The sequence below is a fragment of the Caecibacteroides pullorum genome (assembly GCF_019239235.1).
GTDB lineage: Bacteria > Bacteroidota > Bacteroidia > Bacteroidales > Bacteroidaceae > Bacteroides > Bacteroides pullorum.
Genome location: NZ_JAAZTS010000002.1, coordinates 293,358 through 310,866, shown reverse-complemented (window position 1 = coordinate 310,866; position 17,509 = coordinate 293,358). Strand labels below are relative to the sequence as shown.

Genomic DNA, 17,509 nt, shown 5'->3' with positions numbered 1-17,509 from the left:
ATCTTTAGGCTTAAAGATACAAAATCTTTAGGTAATAACAAAGCCCCAGCTTGTGAAAGTCGGGGCTTTGTGCTAAACAAAGAAGGTGTGCTTTTTGACACACCTTCTCTTTTCATTTAATAACAACAAACCTCTACTTGAGCGATGTAAAGTAGTACTTTATGTTCCTAAAGCTTTACTTTAGAAACATAATCATTGAGCTTACAAACTAAGTCCGGATTAATATATACAAAAAGAGGATGCGTTACATGAACGCACCCTCTTTTATTCTTTCTCTAAAGACAGAAATGAATTACTCAGCTTGTAACTGAATATCAATTTGCTTCAGCATACCATTTACATTGTCCAACATTGCTTTTTGCTTTGGGTTGGTCAAAAGCTTGGCAACGGACTCCAAATAACCCTTAGCCTCTGTATAAATGTTTTTAGCCTTATCTCTGTCAGTAGCCAATGTCTTGGTAGCATCGTTGTATTTCAATGCACCAAGGCTGTACAAAGCATTTGTATTGTTTTTCTGAACTTCCAAAATTTCTTTGTATGCTTCTTCAGCAGCTGCTGTCTTACCGGCTTTCTGTGCTGTAATACCAGCGTTCAGATAATAAGTGGTATACATCTTGGTCAGAGACTTGTCGCCCGGAACTTCTTTCAACCCTTCCTTAATAGTAGCAAGATATTCATCGTTCTTTTTCAAGTCTTTTAATGCACCCGCTTTTCCGATATAAGCATTAACTAGATTGTATTTCTTCTGTACAGCTATATCAAAGTATTTCACAGCATCTTCAGATTTCTTTATTTTATCGGCACAAATACCACAATTAAATGCGATAACTGAGTCTTGATTGTTTGTCTGGTTCAGATAATTACTGAAATTGGTATAGGCTTTTTGATAATCCTTGGCTTCCAAGGCTGCGATACCGTCGTCTCTCAATTTTGCGAGATCTGCTTCCTGAGCAAAAAAGTTTGTTGCTGCACAACACAGTGCAAGAGATAAGATTAATTTTTTCATATTGCTTTAATTATTTAAAATGTATTCCCAAAAGTAAGAGTACATCTTGTAAGAAACAAGTCTCTTTCACTTTTTTTGAGTATTGCCCTGCGAATGTAACATGTATTAGCTTTAAGAAGAAGAAATCACAATAAATGTTACTTTATATATTCACCAGATCTACCCCTCTACATGCAAATAGCAAGCATAATAATAAAAATAGGCCCTGTCGTCACGACAGGACCTATTCACAACACAAACACAAAATAAAACACGACAAAACTACTATGCAATTATGCCTATTATGTTTTCACATAAAACACCTTCTATGGATATTCACATACACATATCGGCGACATATTGCATTCAATGAACAAATATCATGAAACATTTGTTCAATGAGGTTATGTATTTTTTCTTATTTAATCTATTATTCTTTATTGAATGCCTCTTTCACGAAGTTTCAACTGCCAGTTCCATGCAGAACGTACAGTATCTTCAATTGAGGTTTCAGCCTTCCAACCCAGCTCCTCGTTAGCCAATGTCGGGTCAGCCCATACTTTTACAATATCACCGGCACGACGGCCTACAATCTGATAGTTTAGCTTCACACCTGTCGCAGTTTCAAAAGCTTTAATGAGTTCAAGTACAGAGAGACCACGACCTGTACCGATGTTGAACACTTCCACTTTCTCCTTCTGCTTGTGCTGTAGAATGCGGTTAATAGCTACCACATGTGCCTTGGCCAGATCGACTACATTGATGAAGTCGCGGATACAAGAACCATCAGGAGTATCATAATCATCACCGAATACGCTCAATTTCTCGCGGATTCCAATAGCTGTCTGCGTCAGGTAAGGAACGAGGTTCTGGGGAACACCGTTGGGCAATTCGCCGAGCAATGCGCTTGGATGAGCACCGATCGGATTGAAGTAACGCAACATGATAGCATTAATAGGCGCACCTGAAGCTACAGTATCACGAATAATCTCTTCATTAATCTGCTTGGTGTTGCCATAGGGAGATTCGGCCTTTTTAATAGGCGCAGCTTCTGTTACAGGCAAAACATCGGGCTGACCATATACCGTACATGAAGAAGAAAATACAATTCCTTCTACCCCATGTTTAGGCATCAACTCAAGCAAGTTAATCAAAGAAACCAAATTATTGCGATAATATTTCAAAGGTTTCTCGACAGACTCACCCACAGCTTTGCTAGCAGCAAAATGAATGATTGCTTTAATGCCTGTATATTTGGAGAACATGGCGTCAAGTCCCTCAAAATCCAAACAATCAAGTTTCTCAAACGCCGGACGGATACCTGATACCTTTTCAATATTGTCTACTACATCAGCACTGGAATTAGACAAATTATCAATGATAACTACTTCATAACCTGCGTTTTGAAGTTCTACAACAGTATGAGAACCAATATATCCGGTACCTCCTGTCACTAATATTCTTTCTTTCATAATAGAGTCTTTTAGTTTTTAGGTCGATTTAATGCTACAAAAGTAGCAAATATTTTTAATTTTATACAAGAATTTGAGAAAAAAACGTGCCGACCTGTTTTTTAGTTCCGAAAAGTGTTTCCACTTCTTCTCAAACAGACCGACACGTCACTATTTCAAACGCATGGTCAGCGTCTCAAATTTTCACAACACCTGAGAAGCCCATAAAAGCCATAGCCAGCAAGCCGGCCGTGATCAAGGTGATAGGCGTACCCTGCAAGCCTTTCGGAATGTTAACCAGACTCAACTGCTCGCGGATACCCGCAAAAATAGTCAAAGCAAGTCCAAAACCAAGCGCCGTTGAAAAAGCGTAAACCACACCTGTCAGCAAATCATAGTCTTTCTGAATCACAAGGATGGCCACACCCAATACGCAGCAGTTCGTGGTAATCAGCGGGAGGAAAACACCTAGTGCCTGATACAGCGAAGGAGAGACTTTCTTCAAGATGATTTCCACCATCTGTACCAAGGCGGCAATGACCAGGATAAACGTAATAGTCTGCAAGTAACCGAGCCCCAACGCATCGAGCACATATTTCTGAATCAGGAATGTGACTATCGTAGAAAGGGTCAACACAAAAGCTACGGCTGCCGCCATACCCAATGCCGTATCAATTTTCTTGGAAACACCGAGGAACGGACAAATACCCAAGAATTGAGACAACACAATGTTGTTTACAAAGATTGCCGATATAAATATCAATATATATTCCATAATCACTGTTTAATTAAAGTAGGGAAAAATCACTGTTTATCTCAGGCTTTCTTCAAGCGGTTCACTATGGCGATGAGGTAACCCAACGCAATAAAAGCACCCGGAGCAAGCACAAACACCAGCATACCATAATCTTCGGGCATGATAGTCAGTCCGAATATCTTACCCGTGCCCAACAATTCGCGCACGGCGCCCAGCAGGGTCAGTCCCACAGTGAAACCTAATCCCATACCCAGACCGTCGAACATGGAAGCCAGTGGCCCATTCTTGGCCGCAAAAGCCTCAGCACGTCCCAACAGGATACAGTTCACCACAATCAACGGGATAAACAGACCCAACGTCGCGTAAAGCCCCGGCACGTAAGCCTGCATAATCATCTGCAACAACGTAACGAACGAAGCGATGACCACCACAAACGCAGGAATACGCACCATGTCAGGAATCAGATTTTTGATAGCGGAAATAACCACATTAGAACAAATGAGCACAAAAGCCGTAGCCAGTCCCATGCCCATGCCGTTCATGGCGGAAGAAGTAGTTCCCAACGTAGGACACATGCCAAGCAAAAGCACAAATGTGGGGTTCTCCTTGACAATGCCGTTCATCAAAACCTTAAAGTTATTCATAAATCACGCTCCTTTCTTATTTACCACTGATGGAGTCGGCAGCGGCAACTCCGTCCGTGTTTTGTTCTACATTCTGTTGAGTGGTGGCTCCCGTTACACCATCGGCACTATTCTGCCCTGCATATGCCGCATATGCTACGTTGACCGCGTTCAAGAAAGCACGTGAAGTAATGGTAGAAGCCGTGATGGCGTCTATCTCACCACCGTCCTTGCTGACGGTCAACGGTGTCGCACCAGGATTCTTTCCAGTGATGTCACCTTTCGCCCCTTTCTTAAACCAGACGTCGGCTTTCGAACCCAGACCCGGTGTCTCGGCATGCGACAGCAATGAATAATCAAGAATATTCCCTTGAGCGTCAAAGCCTACCAGCACCTTCAGTTCGCCACCAAAACCCATGGCTGAAGCTTCTACGGCAGCACCGATAAATTCACCGCTTTTGGTAGCCGGATATACGGCATACTCCACACCGTTCACTTCCTGCATCTTCTTCTCGGCAATGGGATCATTATCAAAGCCCGGCACCACCGCTTTCACAGCGTCGCTCAACGTCTTGGCGTTGGCCGCAGCAATGGGTTCCTTGGTCAGTTCATTCACATAAGCCAGCAACGCTACGGAGATGGCAGTTACCCCCGTAAGCACCAGCAACATATTCTTTAAAGATGATTCTAATTTTTTCATTTTTTCTTAGCTACCTCCCCGAAGCGTTTTGGTTTGACATAGGTATTAATCAACGGAGTGAACGCGTTCATGATGAGAATGGCGAACGACATACCTTCGGGATAGGCACCGAACAAACGAATGACCACCGTCAGCAAGCCGATGCAGACACCATAGATCAGCATTCCTCTATGGTTCATCGGAGATGTCACATAATCAGTCGCCATAAACACGGCACCCAGCATCAGACCACCGGAAAGCAAATGAGTAAGGCCATCAGCATATCTGGCAGGATCCACATAGTGCATGATGGTGGTGAATAAAAACACGGTCACCAAGATGGACACGGGAATGTGCCAAGTGATGATTTTCTTCCAAAGCATGTACACCAGCCCCAGCAACAGAGCCACGGCACTTACCTCACCGATACATCCGGGATTGTTGCCAAAGAACAAGTCCAAAGCACCGGGAAGCTGATCCATGGAAAAGCCGGGAGCGCCGTTGGCCACACCTTTCATAATAGCCAGCGGAGTGGCGGTAGTCACGGCATCCGTATAGGCAGTCAACTGCCCCACAGCCGGCCAGCTCGTCATCTGCACAGGAAATGACAGCAACAGAAATACACGTCCTACCAAAGCAGGGTTAAAGGGATTGCAGCCCAAACCGCCGAACGACATCTTGCCGACACCGATGGCGAACAAGGCACCAATGATAATAATCCAAACAGGCAGGTTAGAAGGCAGGTTGAAGGCCAGTAACACACCTGTGATAATAGCCGAACCGTCACAAACGGTCGTTGTTTCTTTCTTCATGATGAACTTACCGATGGCCCACTCGAAGAACACACAAGCCAATACGGAAGTCAGAGTCACAATCAAAGCACCCACTCCAAAAAAGTAGAGGGACACGAGGAAGGCTGGAAGCAGTGCGATGAGCACGCCGTACATATTCTTCTTCACGCTGTCACCTCCGTGAACGTGGGGCGAAAGGGATACAATTAATTTATTCATAAATCTTCTTGAATTCTATTCTTTAACTATTCTTACTTCTTGGCCTGACGGGCACGTATCATAGCGCCAACCTTAGCTTTACCCAAACGGATGTAGTCGAGCATCGGACGGTTGGACGGACAGGTAAACTGACACGAACCACACTCGATGCACGACATGATGTCCTCTTTTTCCACACGTTCGAAATCGCCGTGAGCCGAAACCGTGGCAAGCAGGAAAGGCTCCAATCCCATCGGACAGGCACCTACACACTTGGCACAACGGATACAAGGCTGTACGGCTCCGCGCTTGGCTTCCTTGTTGTTCATGATCAGGATACCGGAACTGCCTTTAGCGGTAGGAACATCGGTATTGACCAATGCCTTACCCATCATCGGCCCACCGCCGATAATCTTGCCTGTATCTTCGGGCAGGCCACCGCAAGCGTCGATCAGTTGCTGCATCGGCGTACCGATACGTGCCAGGAAGTTGGAAGGTTTCGTCAGCGATTTACCTGTTACAGAGATGACACGTTCGAACAACGGTTTGTTCTTCTGCACAGCTTCATACACAGCGAAGGCTGTACCTACGTTCTGCACTACGGCACCCGTAGAAATAGGTAATGCGCCGGCAGCCACCTGACGCTTGATAATGGCATCGATCAACTGCTTTTCACCGCCCTGCGGATATTTCACTTTCAAGGGAACTACCTCGATGCCAGAATAAGAAGAAGCAACCTTCGTCATCAGCTGGATAGCGTCGGGCTTGTTGTTTTCAATACCAATGAATGCCTTGTTCACCTTGACAGCTTTCATCAGGATCGTCACACCTACCATGATTTCTTCGGCATGTTCCAGCATCAGCTGGTGGTCGGCCGTCAGGTAAGGCTCACATTCCACAGCATTAATGATGACACATTCGGCCTTGAATGCAGGAGGTGGGCAAAGTTTCACTTGAGTGGGGAAGCAGGCACCACCCATACCTACAATACCAGCATCGGCTATCTTCTTGACAATTTCTTCGGGAGTCAGGTTGCATTCCTTCACCAGCGTGTCAGTGCGGTCAATGCTTTCTTCCCATTCGTCGCCTTCCACGTCGATGAAGATGGCAGGTTTAGCGTAACCGCTGGCATCGACAATCGTATCAATCTTGGCAACTTTACCGCTGACAGACGAATGAATAGCTGCTGATACAAAGCCACCGGGTTCGGCAATCTTCGTACCTACTTTCACAACATCACCCTTGGCTACAATCGGCTTTGCAGGAGCACCGATGTGCTGCCCCAACAGAATGACGGCCTTGGCAGGAACTTCTGCCTTGATGATGGGCTGATGTGCTGAAAGTTTATTTTCGTGTGGATGAACACCACCGATTGAAAATGTTTTCAACATACAAATTCTGTATTTTAGTCGTTTATGATTCTAGTTGATTATGCTTCGGCTTTGGGGGCTTCGGGAGTCTGTTTTGAAGCCTCGGCTTTGGGAGCCTCTGCCTTCGGAGCAGCAGTCTTCGAGGCAGCAGCCGGAGCGGCTCCTTCTTCCGTCTTCGGCTTACGCGGAGGGAAGTTCAGGGCAATGATGGCGTTCTGAGGACAAACCTCTTCGCACTTACGGCAAGATTTACACTTGTTCGGATCGATGTAAGCCAGGTTATTCTCCAGCGTAATGGCTTCGAAAGCACATACCTTCACGCACTTGCCACAACCGATGCAGGCAGCCGTACAAGCCTTGCGTGCCACGGCACCTTTATCCTTGTTGACACACTGTACGTACACGCGACGTGACTTCTTGCCCTGGGGACGAATTTCGATAATGTTGCGCGGACAAGCTTTGGCACACGCACCACAGGCCGTACACTTGGCCTCATCCACTTCGGGAAGCCCCGTCTCGGGATTCATTCGGATGGCACCGAACTGGCAGGCCGACACGCAGTCGCCACATCCCAGACAGCCATAGCTACAACCGGTTTCACCACCATACAGCGAAGCCGCAATGGCGCAGCTCTTCGCGCTGTCATACTGGTTGATGCGCGGACGGTTCTGACAAGTACCATTACATCTTACTACTGCCACCATCGGTTCAGAAGCGGCAGCGGCCAAACCGAGGATATCGGCAACCTTTGCCATGACCGGCTGTCCGCCAACCGGACAAAGTTTACCTTCCAGCGAACCAGCCTTCACGCAAGCGTCGGCAAATCCGCTACAACCTGGGTAACCACATCCACCGCAGTTTGCCTGGGGCAGCACAGCAGCCACCTGAGCAATCCGCGGATCTTCATACACGGCGAATTTCTTGGAAGCGACATACAGGATGGCAGCCAGTACCAACGCTATCACTCCTAACGAAATCACTGCAATCAGAATTACATTCATAAAGTTAGTTGTTTATTAATTGTTTTGAATTATTAGTTAGTTCATCGGTTGGATGGAAAAAGAAAATTTCTTTCCCAAACGCGACTTGTTCAGCCACAATATAAAATAGTAAGGCACAAGCAAAAACAGCGCGCCCAACGCCGCACCGAGTTCGTCGTTCCAAATAGCCATAAAAACAAAAAGAGAAACGACCAGCACCAGAAAAGGCACCACGAAAGCCAGCAGGACGGCCATTACGCCCATAGACAATTGGCCCGTCACCCATACACGGTCGCCGGGACGATATGTTTCCGCCGCAGCCTCGCAGGTCACGTCGATCAGTTTTTCTTTAGCGTCGGCCGAGGTACAGTGTCCCTTGATGCTGCATGCAGCACAAGCAGAAGTTTGAACTATCCGCACTTGTAGATGGGTACCGTTGATGTTTTCCACAATACCTTGATGTTTTATAGTATCCGCCATTTTGCAAAGTGAGCATTACAAATCGCGGCAAATTTAAGCATAATTTATGAACTACAAGCCTTTCTACGTATTTTTCTGTGTGCGCAAACAAGCTTTTTTCAAAAGTGAGGGATGAATGGAAAAAGAAGAAAGCCTCGATTTTGTTAAAAATCAAGGCTTTCTTTAATTGTTTTTTCTTTCAGAGAGCGGTGCGGACGGGACTCGAACCCGCGACCCCATGCGTGACAGGCATGTATTCTAACCAGGCTGAACTACCGCACCATTTCATTGTTTCGTCGCTATCTCTCTCGATTGCGGTTGCAAAGGTACGACTATTTTTGAAACCTGCAATAGGTTGGGCAAAAAAAATTTCTTTTTTTTCGTTCGGGGCGCCAATATACCGCTTTTATATTACCTTTGCCATATACAATTTATACCAAAAACGAAAAACATGAAAGCTACTCCTATCGAACGAGATATCATTGACCGGACGATCGATGAGTTCCAGGTGGCCGATTTCGGCAGAGCCACCATCCGAGAAGTGAAGGCCATCGCGGCCAAGGCTGAAGCCCAGTCGGGCGTCGAGTTCATCAAAATGGAAATGGGCGTGCCCGGACTGCCGCCGTCGGCCGTTGGCGTGGAAGCCGAAATCGAAGCCCTGCGGAACGGCATCGCCAGTCTGTATCCTGACATCAACGGCCTGGACGAGCTGAAGCGGGAGGCATCGCGCTTCGTCAAGGCGTTTGTCGACGTAGACATCGCGCCCGAAGGCTGTGTGCCGGTGACGGGCTCGATGCAGGGGACGTTCGCCTCGTTCCTGACGTGCAGCCAATGCGACCCGCGCAAGGACACCATCCTCTTCATCGACCCCGGATTCCCCGTGCAGAAACAGCAACTGGTGGTGATGGGGCAGAAATATGAGACGTTCGACGTCTACAACTTCCGCGGCGAACGCCTGGAGGAGAAGCTGGAAAGCTACCTGAGCCGCGGAAACATCTCCGCCATCATCTACTCCAATCCGAACAACCCCAGCTGGGTGTGCCTCAAGGACGAGGAGCTGCGCATCATCGGCCGACTGGCCACAAAGTACGACGTCATCGTGCTGGAAGACCTCGCCTACTTCGCAATGGACTTCCGCCAGGACCTGAGCCGCCCGTTCCAGCCGCCATTCCAGCCCTCCGTAGCACGCTACACGGACCACTACATCCTGCTCATCTCCGGCTCGAAGGCGTTCAGCTACGCCGGACAGCGCATCGGCGTGAGCTGCATCTCGGACAAACTCTACCACCGCGCCTACCCGGGCCTGATGCAGCGCTATGGCGGCGCGGGCACGTTCGGCACGGTCTTCATCCACCGCGTGCTCTACGCCCTGTCGTCGGGCACGAGCCACTCGGCCCAGTATGCCCTGGCCGCCATGCTGAAGGCTGCCAGCGACGGGCGCTACAACTTTCTGGACGAGGTGCGCGTCTACGGCGAACGCGCCCGCCGGCTGAAGGAAATCTTCCTGCGCCATGGCTTCCGGCTGGTCTACGACAACGACCTGGGCGAGCCCGTGGCCGACGGCTTCTACTTCACCATCGGCTATCCGGGCATGACGAGCGGCGAGCTGGCCCGCGAACTGATGTACTACGGCGTCAGCGCCATATCGCTGGTGACCACCGGCAGCTCGCAGGAGGGCTTGCGCGCCTGCACGTCGTTCATCCAGGACCACCAGTATGCCTTGCTGGACGAGCGGATGGCCATCTTTGCCGAAAACCATCCCCTCGGATAGTTGCCGACTGCTGTCGGCAGGTTGCGGACAACGTCTTTCGAAGCTAATAAGCGCCTTTTCACTGTGAAATAGAGGTACGAAGTAGTGAAAAGGCGCTTTTTCATACCAATGTATTCATACGAAGCAATAAAAATGTACGTTTTTATACTAATGTATTAGTACAAAACTATAAAAATGCACATTTTTACGTAAATGTATTTATACGAAGCTATGAAAATGCGCATTTTTCCGTCGATGTATTAATATTTTAGGATGAAAAAGTAGTTGATTGCCAAAAAATATTCCTATTTTAGCGTCTTAAACCAGACGAATAACCTAAAAACGACCGATATGACACAGAAGATGAAAAGAATTGCCCTGACGAGGCTCTCGCTGGGCGCGCATTACACGTTCCACAACATGTTCCGCAACTTGCTCGAGCTGCTGAAGGGCGTATTTGCCCCGCTGGATGCCGCCATCGAAGGCTATACGGCGGCCTTGCAGACGGAGAGCCGCATCGTCGTGCGCCCGACGGCCCAGGTGGCCACACACCGCCTGAAGGAAGCCGACTACCGCCGCGACCGCCTGGTAGGTACCATCTTCATGAGCGTGCGGGCCCACTTGGCGAACCCCGTCGACCGTCGTCGCGAAGCCGCCCGCCGCTTGCAAACGGCCCTCTCACCCTTCCGTGGGCTGACCAGGCGCGGACTGTATGCTTCGGCCACCGGATATGCCCATCTGGTCGAGCTGCTGCGCTCGGCAGACTGGGCGGCAGACGTGGCCACTTTGGGACTGGAACCCGAAATAGATGCACTGGACGAAGCCAACCATGCCTTCAGCGAAGCATTTCAAATAAAAACAAACGAAATGAAAACGCTCGTCGTGCTGAGCGACCTGCACACCACCGATGTGCGCCTCCACACCGATGCCGTCTACCGCGACATCGCCCGCCTGCTGGACTCGCTCGCCGTGGTCAGCCCCACCGACGAGCTGACGTCCGTCATCACCGAACACAACGGCCTGGCCGACAACATGCGCCAGGTCATCGCCAACCAGGGCAAACAGCGCACCCCCGCTCAGGAGTCCCCCACGGTGGACGATGGAAAAATTTGAGACAAAAAACAGGCCGGAAGTTTTGTATTTAAAGAATTATCTGTAACTTAGGAGCATGTCAACCTACACGGATATATTCAAGATCGAAACCAACCACGTGGTACCTGTCCGCGGGAAGGTGCTTATCTCCGAACCTTTCCTCTGCGACAAGATGTTCGGACGGTCGGTCGTCCTGCTCATCGACCACACGAGCGAGGGCACGATGGGCCTGGTGCTGAACAAGCCTTTCCCTCTGTCGCTGTCCGACATCTTCCACGACATTGCGGGCGGCAGAAACATCCCCATCTACCGGGGCGGACCGCTCGGGGCGGACACCATCTTCTACCTGCACACCATCGAGGGCATCCCCGGCGCTTTCCCCGTGGGGAAGGGGCTGTACGTGAACGGCGACTTCAACGCCGTGCGCGATTACATCAACCGCACACCCTCGGTCGAAGGCACCATCCGTTTCTTCATGGGGTATTCGGGCTGGGAAAGCGGACAGCTGGAACAGGAAATCGAAGAAAATACCTGGATCGTCGGACGCGAGACCACCGCCTCGCTGATGGACGAGAAAGCCTCCGTCGGCCTTTGGCAAAAATCGCTGAGCAAGCTGGGAGGGAAGTACGCCGTCTGGTCACGCTTCCCACAGATTCCCACCCTGAATTAAACCTTGTGCAGGCGTTGCAGCAGCACCACGTCGCGATAGCGCCCGCCGGCAAACCACCACTCCTTCAATACGCCGCATTCCACAAAGCCCGCTCCGGCAAACAGCCGCCGGCTGGCCTCGTTGTCCACCGCTACGTGGGCCGTCAGCTGGTGGACGAAAAGGAAGCGGAACAGGTAGTCACACATCAGCGTCAGGGCCTCGCCCGCATAGCCGTTTCCGCGGAACTCCTTCCGTACGGCGATACCTACTTCGCCGCGACGGTGCATCGGGGCAAAGTCGGTCACGTCCACCGTTCCCACCACCACGTCGTCCGTCCGGCGGACAATCATCAGGCGGAGCTGCTTGTCGGCAAACATGTCGCACTGCGAATCCTCGATATACTGCTTCAGCACATAGCGCGAATAGGGCACGGAGAAATTGGACACGTCCCACGTCTCCGGGTCGTTCTCCATGCGGTAGAGCAGGTCGAGGTCTTCCGGCTCCATCGGCCTGAGGCGCACCAGCGTCCCCTCGAAATAGCTCCGGCTCATAAGCCGCCCTCCTCCCGCTCGATGTGCAGCTCGCGGCGCAGGCGCTCCTCACCCGGCAGGCAGAAGAGCGAAGCCGTCAGGGCAATCAGGGCGCAAAGCAGACCCGTCGTGCTCAACATCCCGTAGTAGGTCAGAAAACCCGCCATCAGCGGCAGGGCCAGCAGCACCAGCCGAATGCCACTCCAGAAGACATAGAGCTGCAAGGCCCGAGCAATGCCGGCACGGTCGATACGGCGGTAGAGCACCCAGGCAAACAGCTTCAGCGACAACGGCACGCAGGCCGCCGCCAGCAGGATGGACAGCGTCTCGGCATAGTACGTGGTGCGTACGTCGTCGGCATACGCCCCCACCCAACTGTCCGTCGTCTCGCCCACGAGCACGAACACGACCGGCACCATCCAAAACAGGAGATAAGACATCCGCACAAAGCGGACTGCCTTCTTGATTTGTTCTTCCATATATCCTATATATAAATGTATTCACATCATCGCCCGGCGGGCGGAACAGGGCCTCACAGGGTGCCGTTGAACGGCGTGCGGTTCACGATGCTCCGCCCCAGCGTCACTTCGTCGGCATACTCCAGCTCGTCGCCCACGGAAATGCCGCGCGCGATGACCGACAGCTTGACGCCAAACTTCTCCAGCTTGCGGTAGATGTAAAAGTTGGTTGTGTCGCCCTCCATCGTCGTGCTCAGCGCCAGAATCACCTCCTTGACGCCTCCTGCACGGACGCGCTCCACGAGGCTGTCTATCTGTAAGTCGCTCGGTCCGATACCATCCATCGGCGAGATGACTCCGCCCAGCACGTGGTACAGGCCTCGGAACTGCTGCGTGGCCTCGACCGCCATCACGTCACGTATGTTCTCCACCACGCACACCACCGAAGCGTCGCGCTGTGGGTTGGAACAGATGCGGCAGACGTCCGTATCGGAAATGTTGTGGCACACCTTGCAATACTTCACCTCGCGCTTCAGCGTAATGATGGCGTTGCCGAACGCCTCGACTGCCGCCACGTCCTGACGCAGCAGGTGAAGCACCAGACGCATGGCCGTCTTGCGTCCCACACCCGGCAGCTTGGCAAACTCGCTCACCGCCTTCTCCAGCAAAACCGAAGGATATTGTCCGTTCATATAACCCTAAACTTTCATAATGCGGACGCAAAGATACGCAAATAAGTGCTACCTTTGCAAAGGCAATAAAACTAAATTTTCAGATAGAACCCATGGAGATAACAAGCGCAGAATTCGTCATCAGCAACACCGACGTCCGCAAGTGCCCCGCCGGCAACCTGCCCGAATACGCCTTCATCGGCCGCTCCAACGTCGGCAAGTCGAGCCTGATCAACATGCTGACCGGCCGCAAAGGCCTGGCCATGACCTCGGCCACCCCCGGAAAGACCATGCTGATCAACCACTTCCTCGTCAACAAAAACTGGTACATCGTCGACCTCCCCGGCTACGGCTATGCCAAACGCGGCTTCAAGGGGCAGGAACAGATCAGGAACATCATCGAAAGCTACATCCTGCAACGTCCGCAGATGACCTGCCTCTTCGTCCTCATCGACAGCCGCCTGGAACCGCAGCCCATCGACTTGCAATTCATCGAATGGCTGGGCGAGAACGGCATCCCCTTCTCCATCGTCTTCACCAAAGCCGACAAGCTGAAGAGCGGACGGCTGGGCGCCAACGTCGAGGCCTACCTCAGAAAGCTGAAAGAACAGTGGGAAGAACTCCCGCCCTACTTCGTCACCTCTTCCGAGAACCGACTGGGACGGAAAGAGCTGCTGGACTACATCGAAAGCATCAACAAAGAACTTAAACCCTAAAAGAGAACAGAATATGAACAGAAACATCTGGAAATGTATCTTCATCATCGCATTGGCCCTGCCTTCTGGCATCCATGCGCAGTCTCTGAAAGACCTGCTGAACAAGGAAAATATCGAAAAGGTGGTCAATGCCGTCACCAACAACAGCAACATCGACATGACTGGTACTTGGACTTTCACCGGCTCGGCCCTGGAACTCGAATCGGACAACCTGCTGCAACAGGCAGGTGGCACCTTGGCCTCCTCGGCTCTCGAGAAGAAACTGGACGAGCAACTGAACAAGATCGGCATCAAGCCGGGCCAACTGTCGTTCACCTTCAATGCCGACAGTACCTTTACGGCCAATGCCGGCAGCAAACCCGTGAACGGTTCCTATTCTTACGACGCCTCTACACAGAAAGTGAACCTGAAAATTGCCAAAATCGTCGGGCTGAACGCCAAGGTGAACTGCACCTCCAGCAACATGGATCTGCTCTTCGATGCCGACAAGCTGCTGCAACTGCTCACCTACCTCTCCAGCAAGAGCAGCAACTCCACCCTGCAAACCCTCGGCAACCTGGCCGGCACCTACGACGGTATGCTCCTCGGCCTCGGATTGAAAAAAGCGAATAAATAGTTTCCAAAAAGAGTCAACGTAACAATCCGAGTGGTGAATCTGATAAAATTATACCTTTGTCTGAAACAAATCATCAGCACTCATGGAAAACAACGGTTACCGTTTCCTTCTTCCAGAAGTATTTCATCATCTCAGATGTAAAGGAAAGCAACAATGAAATAGTAATTTACCTGGAAGAGAAAATGAATTTCCAGGGGAATACTCGAATATAAAAGTGGAGAGTAAGGGATTTTATGATCCGGTAGTCGTTCAGGACTTTCCGATCCCTGGCAAGAAGCTTTTCCTGAACATCCACCGTCGCAGATGGATTGTGAAGGAGGATGGATGCTATGTGAGCCGTAACTGGAAACTGGTTGCTGAAAGCAGCCGTATGACGCATGAATTTGCGTCTTTGTTAAAAGAGATTGATACCCTTCCGGTAAGCTGCAAGCTTTTAGGACTTCTCTTTGGAGTAAACTGTGAATTTCTTGAGCGTCAGTACTGCTATTATCTGATCGGTTACATGAACTGGAATCAGCTCTTCCATGCGGAAGAATGGATTCTGTTCGAAAAGAATATCGGTCCGTATGTGAGCATTGATGAAGTCAAGGCGAACTCTATACAATTCTGATAAACAAGGAGAAAAGAGGATGTTCGGGAAGCATCATCGCAATCATAAAAGGTACGGATGTCAGGACTGTCACATCCGTCCTGTTAAAGCTTTCCAGACGCAGACGCTTCCAGGTCAGGGAAATAACCCTTGACATGGCTCCGAACATGGAACAGACGGCACGTGTCTGCTTTCCGGCCGCACGTCGTGTGACGGACCCTTTCCATGTGCAGAAGCTGGCTTATGAAGCGGTTCAGGAAATGAGGGTGAAAGCGCGCTGGGAAGCCCTGGATGAGGAGTCCATACAAATGACACATGCCAGGGCATGCGGAAAAACATATCATGCTCTGGTCTTTGAGAACGGTGATTCAAGAAAGCAGCTGCTGGCCAGAAGCATCTATCCTCTCTATAAGAAAGAATCCCTGTGGACTGAATTCCAACGTATACGTGCCGTCATCCTGTTCTGGGAATATCCTGATATAAAGAAAGCATATTATCTTTCCATGAGACTCGGACTGATATATCACCAGTGCAGACATAAGGATACCGCATTAACAAGGCTTGCCAGATGGTATGACGAGGTGGACAAACATCCGCTGACCCCAAATTCAGATATTTCAGACAGAAAAAAGAAACCTATTTAAAACAAAAAGGCCTGATTTACAATAAAATCAGACCCTTTGTCGGGGTAGCGGGAACTTTATAATATCATTTAATCACTGACAATCAACATAATATCATACAAGTATTTAGTCTTATTATCTGAAAATGTCTGAATTTGTATCTATCTAAATTTTTCTATCCAATTTGGATAATAAACGTAATTTTTTAACATATTTATTCCACAAGTCAGGAATAATTTTTCCCTTTTGATAGGGATTTGTGTTATCATCATAAAACCATAAACAAATGTACTCACCTTTCTCGTTAACCTTATATCGACCTTCTGCTAACTGTTCTAGCAATTTTTTATTGATACCTTTGTAGGAACAATAATAGGATGAATGTTCATCTATTGTTTCGTTTAATGAGTTACCTAAAGAAGTGTACTCTCTATTAAAAAACATCCATTCGTCACGGTCATTTTTTCTCATGCCATAAGGCAAGTTTATTCTTAAGAAATCACTCAGTGCCATATATACTCTATTATAACGTTTTCTTTTCTAATAGAAATGTTATCTCTGATATAGCAGATGGTATAGATTCACACTTTTCTTGTAACTCTTTTTGAGAATCTATCATATCATGAGACATATCTAAAATTGAGCTTTCTAAATCTTTAGTAGCGATTGATTGTACCAATGTGGACACTACTTCCGGATGAGATTCAACAAAGGTTTTACCGTATTTATCTGCTAAACGATTATACACAGAATCCCAATAATAAAATACTTCATTAATGTGTTCTTCCATTTTTTTCGAGTAAGATTTTCTTTCTGCTTTCATAACAAACTACTATTATTTATTCATTAATATTTGAATAGTTCTTTCCTTCTCTAACAACAATTCCTTGAGGTGGGCTATCTCCTTTTGGCAATCACTAAGTGCAATGTCACCATAGACTTTGTTTCCATTACCTTTTACATGATGGCCAACATTCAGCGTTTGGCAGTCAATTTCCCTATCAAAAAAATCATCTATGCTACATTTGAGTACATTAGCCATCTTCTCTAATGCTTTAGACGTGGGATTTGCGTTAGCGTCAAAATAGCCATATAGACTTTGTTCGCTGATACCAGCCTGAGAACAAAATTCTTTTTGAGTCAATCCGGAAGCCTCTATTAAACTCTTTAAATTCAACCCATTAAACATGATATATTATTTTTATGCAGTCTAAATAACTATATTATATTTTACTTTTAACTAAATTATATTGTGCTTATATAAAATATATTTTAGCTTTGCATTATAAATTTAATCATAAATATTATAATTCATAGTTTTATGAGCAAGGAAATTGAAGAAATGGTACTTAGAAACCAGTACAACCAACTCCCGATGCAGAAGAAATTACAATTGCGAGATGAGTATTTGCGACGAAGCGGAATGTCTCTTATTACGTTCTATCAGAAACTACGGACGGACAACTTCAAGAAGTTGGAAAGAGAATTGTTTGAAGAACTGTTTAACAACTTTAATAACTGA

At 48.6% G+C, this 17,509-nt stretch carries 22 protein-coding genes, 1 tRNA gene and 2 pseudogenes; 9 read left to right on the top strand and 16 right to left on the bottom strand.

Annotated elements, in window-relative coordinates:
- Window positions 1-184 (top strand): annotated as a pseudogene (locus HF894_RS15110) (hypothetical protein); the annotation flags it as partial.
- Window positions 185-292: 108 nt separating this feature from the next.
- Here the strand turns inward: HF894_RS15110 and HF894_RS03460 are convergent.
- The 10 genes from HF894_RS03460 to HF894_RS03415 all read right to left on the bottom strand — a co-directional run bounded on the left by HF894_RS03460 (window position 293) and on the right by HF894_RS03415 (window position 8,575).
- Complete coding sequence (locus HF894_RS03460; RefSeq protein WP_204971117.1) at window positions 293-1,006, bottom strand: tetratricopeptide repeat protein; 714 nt, start codon at window positions 1,004-1,006, stop codon at window positions 293-295.
- Window positions 1,007-1,422: 416 nt separating this feature from the next.
- Window positions 1,423-2,457 (bottom strand): UDP-glucose 4-epimerase GalE, encoded by a 1,035-nt coding sequence (gene galE / locus HF894_RS03455; protein ID WP_021848231.1) that lies wholly within the window; start codon window positions 2,455-2,457, stop codon window positions 1,423-1,425.
- Window positions 2,458-2,632: 175 nt separating this feature from the next.
- Window positions 2,633-3,211, bottom strand: a complete 579-nt coding sequence (rsxA, locus tag HF894_RS03450) for an electron transport complex subunit RsxA (RefSeq protein ID WP_021848232.1) — start codon at window positions 3,209-3,211, stop codon at window positions 2,633-2,635.
- Window positions 3,212-3,252: 41 nt separating this feature from the next.
- Window positions 3,253-3,837, bottom strand: a complete 585-nt coding sequence (rsxE, locus tag HF894_RS03445; protein ID WP_075316953.1) for an electron transport complex subunit RsxE — start codon at window positions 3,835-3,837, stop codon at window positions 3,253-3,255.
- A 16-nt stretch (window positions 3,838-3,853) separates the two neighbouring features.
- Window positions 3,854-4,516: an RnfABCDGE type electron transport complex subunit G gene (locus HF894_RS03440; protein WP_075316954.1), complete on the bottom strand. Its 663-nt coding sequence runs from the start codon at window positions 4,514-4,516 to the stop codon at window positions 3,854-3,856.
- The gene (locus tag HF894_RS03435; RefSeq protein WP_021848235.1) at window positions 4,513-5,505 is read right to left on the bottom strand and encodes an RnfABCDGE type electron transport complex subunit D; all 993 of its coding nucleotides are present in this window, start codon (window positions 5,503-5,505) and stop codon (window positions 4,513-4,515) included. The genes HF894_RS03440 and HF894_RS03435 overlap by 4 nt, the downstream gene beginning before the upstream one ends.
- Window positions 5,506-5,537: 32 nt before the next feature.
- Entirely contained in the window at window positions 5,538-6,875 is a 1,338-nt protein-coding gene (gene rsxC / locus HF894_RS03430; RefSeq protein WP_021848236.1) for an electron transport complex subunit RsxC, read from the bottom strand.
- Window positions 6,876-6,913: 38 nt separating this feature from the next.
- On the bottom strand, window positions 6,914-7,855 hold the full coding sequence (locus tag HF894_RS03425; RefSeq protein ID WP_204971116.1) for a Fe-S cluster domain-containing protein: 942 nt from the start codon (window positions 7,853-7,855) through the stop codon (window positions 6,914-6,916).
- Between the two features lie 36 nt (window positions 7,856-7,891).
- Complete coding sequence (locus tag HF894_RS03420) at window positions 7,892-8,314, bottom strand: SoxR reducing system RseC family protein (RefSeq protein WP_204971115.1); 423 nt, start codon at window positions 8,312-8,314, stop codon at window positions 7,892-7,894.
- 186 nt (window positions 8,315-8,500) lie between these two features.
- A tRNA-Asp gene (locus HF894_RS03415) sits at window positions 8,501-8,575 on the bottom strand.
- A gap of 169 nt (window positions 8,576-8,744) precedes the next feature.
- Here HF894_RS03415 and HF894_RS03410 point away from each other — a divergent pair.
- From HF894_RS03410 to HF894_RS03400, 3 genes are all read left to right on the top strand, one after another.
- Window positions 8,745-10,064: a pyridoxal phosphate-dependent aminotransferase gene (locus tag HF894_RS03410; protein WP_204971114.1), complete on the top strand. Its 1,320-nt coding sequence runs from the start codon at window positions 8,745-8,747 to the stop codon at window positions 10,062-10,064.
- Window positions 10,065-10,394: 330 nt separating this feature from the next.
- Window positions 10,395-11,156, top strand: coding sequence for a DUF6261 family protein (locus HF894_RS03405; protein ID WP_204971113.1), 762 nt, complete (start codon window positions 10,395-10,397; stop codon window positions 11,154-11,156).
- A 55-nt stretch (window positions 11,157-11,211) separates the two neighbouring features.
- Window positions 11,212-11,805, top strand: a complete 594-nt coding sequence (locus HF894_RS03400; RefSeq protein ID WP_204971112.1) for a YqgE/AlgH family protein — start codon at window positions 11,212-11,214, stop codon at window positions 11,803-11,805.
- Here the strand turns inward: HF894_RS03400 and HF894_RS03395 are convergent.
- Genes HF894_RS03395 through recR form a run of 3 tightly spaced genes read right to left on the bottom strand, consistent with a single transcriptional unit; the run spans window position 11,802 to window position 13,464 of the window.
- Entirely contained in the window at window positions 11,802-12,335 is a 534-nt protein-coding gene (locus tag HF894_RS03395) for a GNAT family N-acetyltransferase (protein ID WP_204971111.1), read from the bottom strand. The two genes, HF894_RS03400 and HF894_RS03395, sit on opposite strands and share 4 nt — an antisense overlap.
- Complete coding sequence (locus tag HF894_RS03390) at window positions 12,332-12,793, bottom strand: hypothetical protein (protein ID WP_021848243.1); 462 nt, start codon at window positions 12,791-12,793, stop codon at window positions 12,332-12,334. The genes HF894_RS03395 and HF894_RS03390 overlap by 4 nt, the downstream gene beginning before the upstream one ends.
- A 53-nt stretch (window positions 12,794-12,846) precedes the next feature.
- On the bottom strand, window positions 12,847-13,464 hold the full coding sequence (gene recR, locus HF894_RS03385; protein WP_204969770.1) for a recombination mediator RecR: 618 nt from the start codon (window positions 13,462-13,464) through the stop codon (window positions 12,847-12,849).
- 92 nt (window positions 13,465-13,556) lie between these two features.
- Between recR and yihA the strand changes: the two genes are divergently transcribed.
- From yihA to HF894_RS03365, 4 genes and pseudogenes are all read left to right on the top strand, one after another.
- Entirely contained in the window at window positions 13,557-14,159 is a 603-nt protein-coding gene (gene yihA, locus HF894_RS03380) for a ribosome biogenesis GTP-binding protein YihA/YsxC (protein ID WP_021848245.1), read from the top strand.
- A gap of 13 nt (window positions 14,160-14,172) precedes the next feature.
- On the top strand, window positions 14,173-14,775 hold the full coding sequence (locus HF894_RS03375) for a DUF4923 family protein (RefSeq protein WP_204971110.1): 603 nt from the start codon (window positions 14,173-14,175) through the stop codon (window positions 14,773-14,775).
- Window positions 14,776-14,857: 82 nt separating this feature from the next.
- Window positions 14,858-15,181 (top strand): annotated as a pseudogene (locus tag HF894_RS15390) (ISAon1 family transposase N-terminal region protein); the annotation flags it as partial.
- Between the two features lie 197 nt (window positions 15,182-15,378).
- On the top strand, window positions 15,379-16,008 hold the full coding sequence (locus HF894_RS03365; RefSeq protein ID WP_436627456.1) for an ISAon1 family transposase: 630 nt from the start codon (window positions 15,379-15,381) through the stop codon (window positions 16,006-16,008).
- A 144-nt stretch (window positions 16,009-16,152) separates the two neighbouring features.
- Here HF894_RS03365 and HF894_RS03360 read toward each other — a convergent pair whose 3' ends face one another.
- Genes HF894_RS03360 through HF894_RS03350 form a run of 3 tightly spaced genes read right to left on the bottom strand, consistent with a single transcriptional unit; the run spans window position 16,153 to window position 17,176 of the window.
- Window positions 16,153-16,500, bottom strand: coding sequence for a hypothetical protein (locus tag HF894_RS03360; RefSeq protein ID WP_204971109.1), 348 nt, complete (start codon window positions 16,498-16,500; stop codon window positions 16,153-16,155).
- A gap of 10 nt (window positions 16,501-16,510) precedes the next feature.
- Window positions 16,511-16,810, bottom strand: a complete 300-nt coding sequence (locus HF894_RS03355) for a hypothetical protein (protein WP_204971108.1) — start codon at window positions 16,808-16,810, stop codon at window positions 16,511-16,513.
- Between the two features lie 12 nt (window positions 16,811-16,822).
- Entirely contained in the window at window positions 16,823-17,176 is a 354-nt protein-coding gene (locus HF894_RS03350) for a helix-turn-helix domain-containing protein (protein ID WP_204971107.1), read from the bottom strand.
- A gap of 132 nt (window positions 17,177-17,308) precedes the next feature.
- On the opposite strand from HF894_RS03350, the gene HF894_RS03345 reads away from it, so the two are divergent.
- Window positions 17,309-17,509, top strand: a complete 201-nt coding sequence (locus tag HF894_RS03345) for a hypothetical protein (RefSeq protein ID WP_204971106.1) — start codon at window positions 17,309-17,311, stop codon at window positions 17,507-17,509.

What these genes read in the sequence shown, in the direction of transcription:
- HF894_RS03460 (WP_204971117.1), bottom strand. Translation starts at nt 1,006, where the DNA reads ATGAAAAAATTAATCTTATCTCTTGCACTGTGTTGTGCAGCAACAAAC.
- galE (WP_021848231.1), bottom strand. Translation starts at nt 2,457, where the DNA reads ATGAAAGAAAGAATATTAGTGACAGGAGGTACCGGATATATTGGTTCT.
- rsxA (WP_021848232.1), bottom strand. Translation starts at nt 3,211, where the DNA reads ATGGAATATATATTGATATTTATATCGGCAATCTTTGTAAACAACATT.
- rsxE (WP_075316953.1), bottom strand. Translation starts at nt 3,837, where the DNA reads ATGAATAACTTTAAGGTTTTGATGAACGGCATTGTCAAGGAGAACCCC.
- HF894_RS03440 (WP_075316954.1), bottom strand. Translation starts at nt 4,516, where the DNA reads ATGAAAAAATTAGAATCATCTTTAAAGAATATGTTGCTGGTGCTTACG.
- HF894_RS03435 (WP_021848235.1), bottom strand. Translation starts at nt 5,505, where the DNA reads ATGAATAAATTAATTGTATCCCTTTCGCCCCACGTTCACGGAGGTGAC.
- rsxC (WP_021848236.1), bottom strand. Translation starts at nt 6,875, where the DNA reads ATGTTGAAAACATTTTCAATCGGTGGTGTTCATCCACACGAAAATAAA.
- HF894_RS03425 (WP_204971116.1), bottom strand. Translation starts at nt 7,855, where the DNA reads ATGAATGTAATTCTGATTGCAGTGATTTCGTTAGGAGTGATAGCGTTG.
- HF894_RS03420 (WP_204971115.1), bottom strand. Translation starts at nt 8,314, where the DNA reads ATGGCGGATACTATAAAACATCAAGGTATTGTGGAAAACATCAACGGT.
- HF894_RS03410 (WP_204971114.1), top strand. Translation starts at nt 8,745, where the DNA reads ATGAAAGCTACTCCTATCGAACGAGATATCATTGACCGGACGATCGAT.
- HF894_RS03405 (WP_204971113.1), top strand. Translation starts at nt 10,395, where the DNA reads ATGACACAGAAGATGAAAAGAATTGCCCTGACGAGGCTCTCGCTGGGC.
- HF894_RS03400 (WP_204971112.1), top strand. Translation starts at nt 11,212, where the DNA reads ATGTCAACCTACACGGATATATTCAAGATCGAAACCAACCACGTGGTA.
- HF894_RS03395 (WP_204971111.1), bottom strand. Translation starts at nt 12,335, where the DNA reads ATGAGCCGGAGCTATTTCGAGGGGACGCTGGTGCGCCTCAGGCCGATG.
- HF894_RS03390 (WP_021848243.1), bottom strand. Translation starts at nt 12,793, where the DNA reads ATGGAAGAACAAATCAAGAAGGCAGTCCGCTTTGTGCGGATGTCTTAT.
- recR (WP_204969770.1), bottom strand. Translation starts at nt 13,464, where the DNA reads ATGAACGGACAATATCCTTCGGTTTTGCTGGAGAAGGCGGTGAGCGAG.
- yihA (WP_021848245.1), top strand. Translation starts at nt 13,557, where the DNA reads ATGGAGATAACAAGCGCAGAATTCGTCATCAGCAACACCGACGTCCGC.
- HF894_RS03375 (WP_204971110.1), top strand. Translation starts at nt 14,173, where the DNA reads ATGAACAGAAACATCTGGAAATGTATCTTCATCATCGCATTGGCCCTG.
- HF894_RS03360 (WP_204971109.1), bottom strand. Translation starts at nt 16,500, where the DNA reads ATGGCACTGAGTGATTTCTTAAGAATAAACTTGCCTTATGGCATGAGA.
- HF894_RS03355 (WP_204971108.1), bottom strand. Translation starts at nt 16,810, where the DNA reads ATGAAAGCAGAAAGAAAATCTTACTCGAAAAAAATGGAAGAACACATT.
- HF894_RS03350 (WP_204971107.1), bottom strand. Translation starts at nt 17,176, where the DNA reads ATGTTTAATGGGTTGAATTTAAAGAGTTTAATAGAGGCTTCCGGATTG.
- HF894_RS03345 (WP_204971106.1), top strand. Translation starts at nt 17,309, where the DNA reads ATGAGCAAGGAAATTGAAGAAATGGTACTTAGAAACCAGTACAACCAA.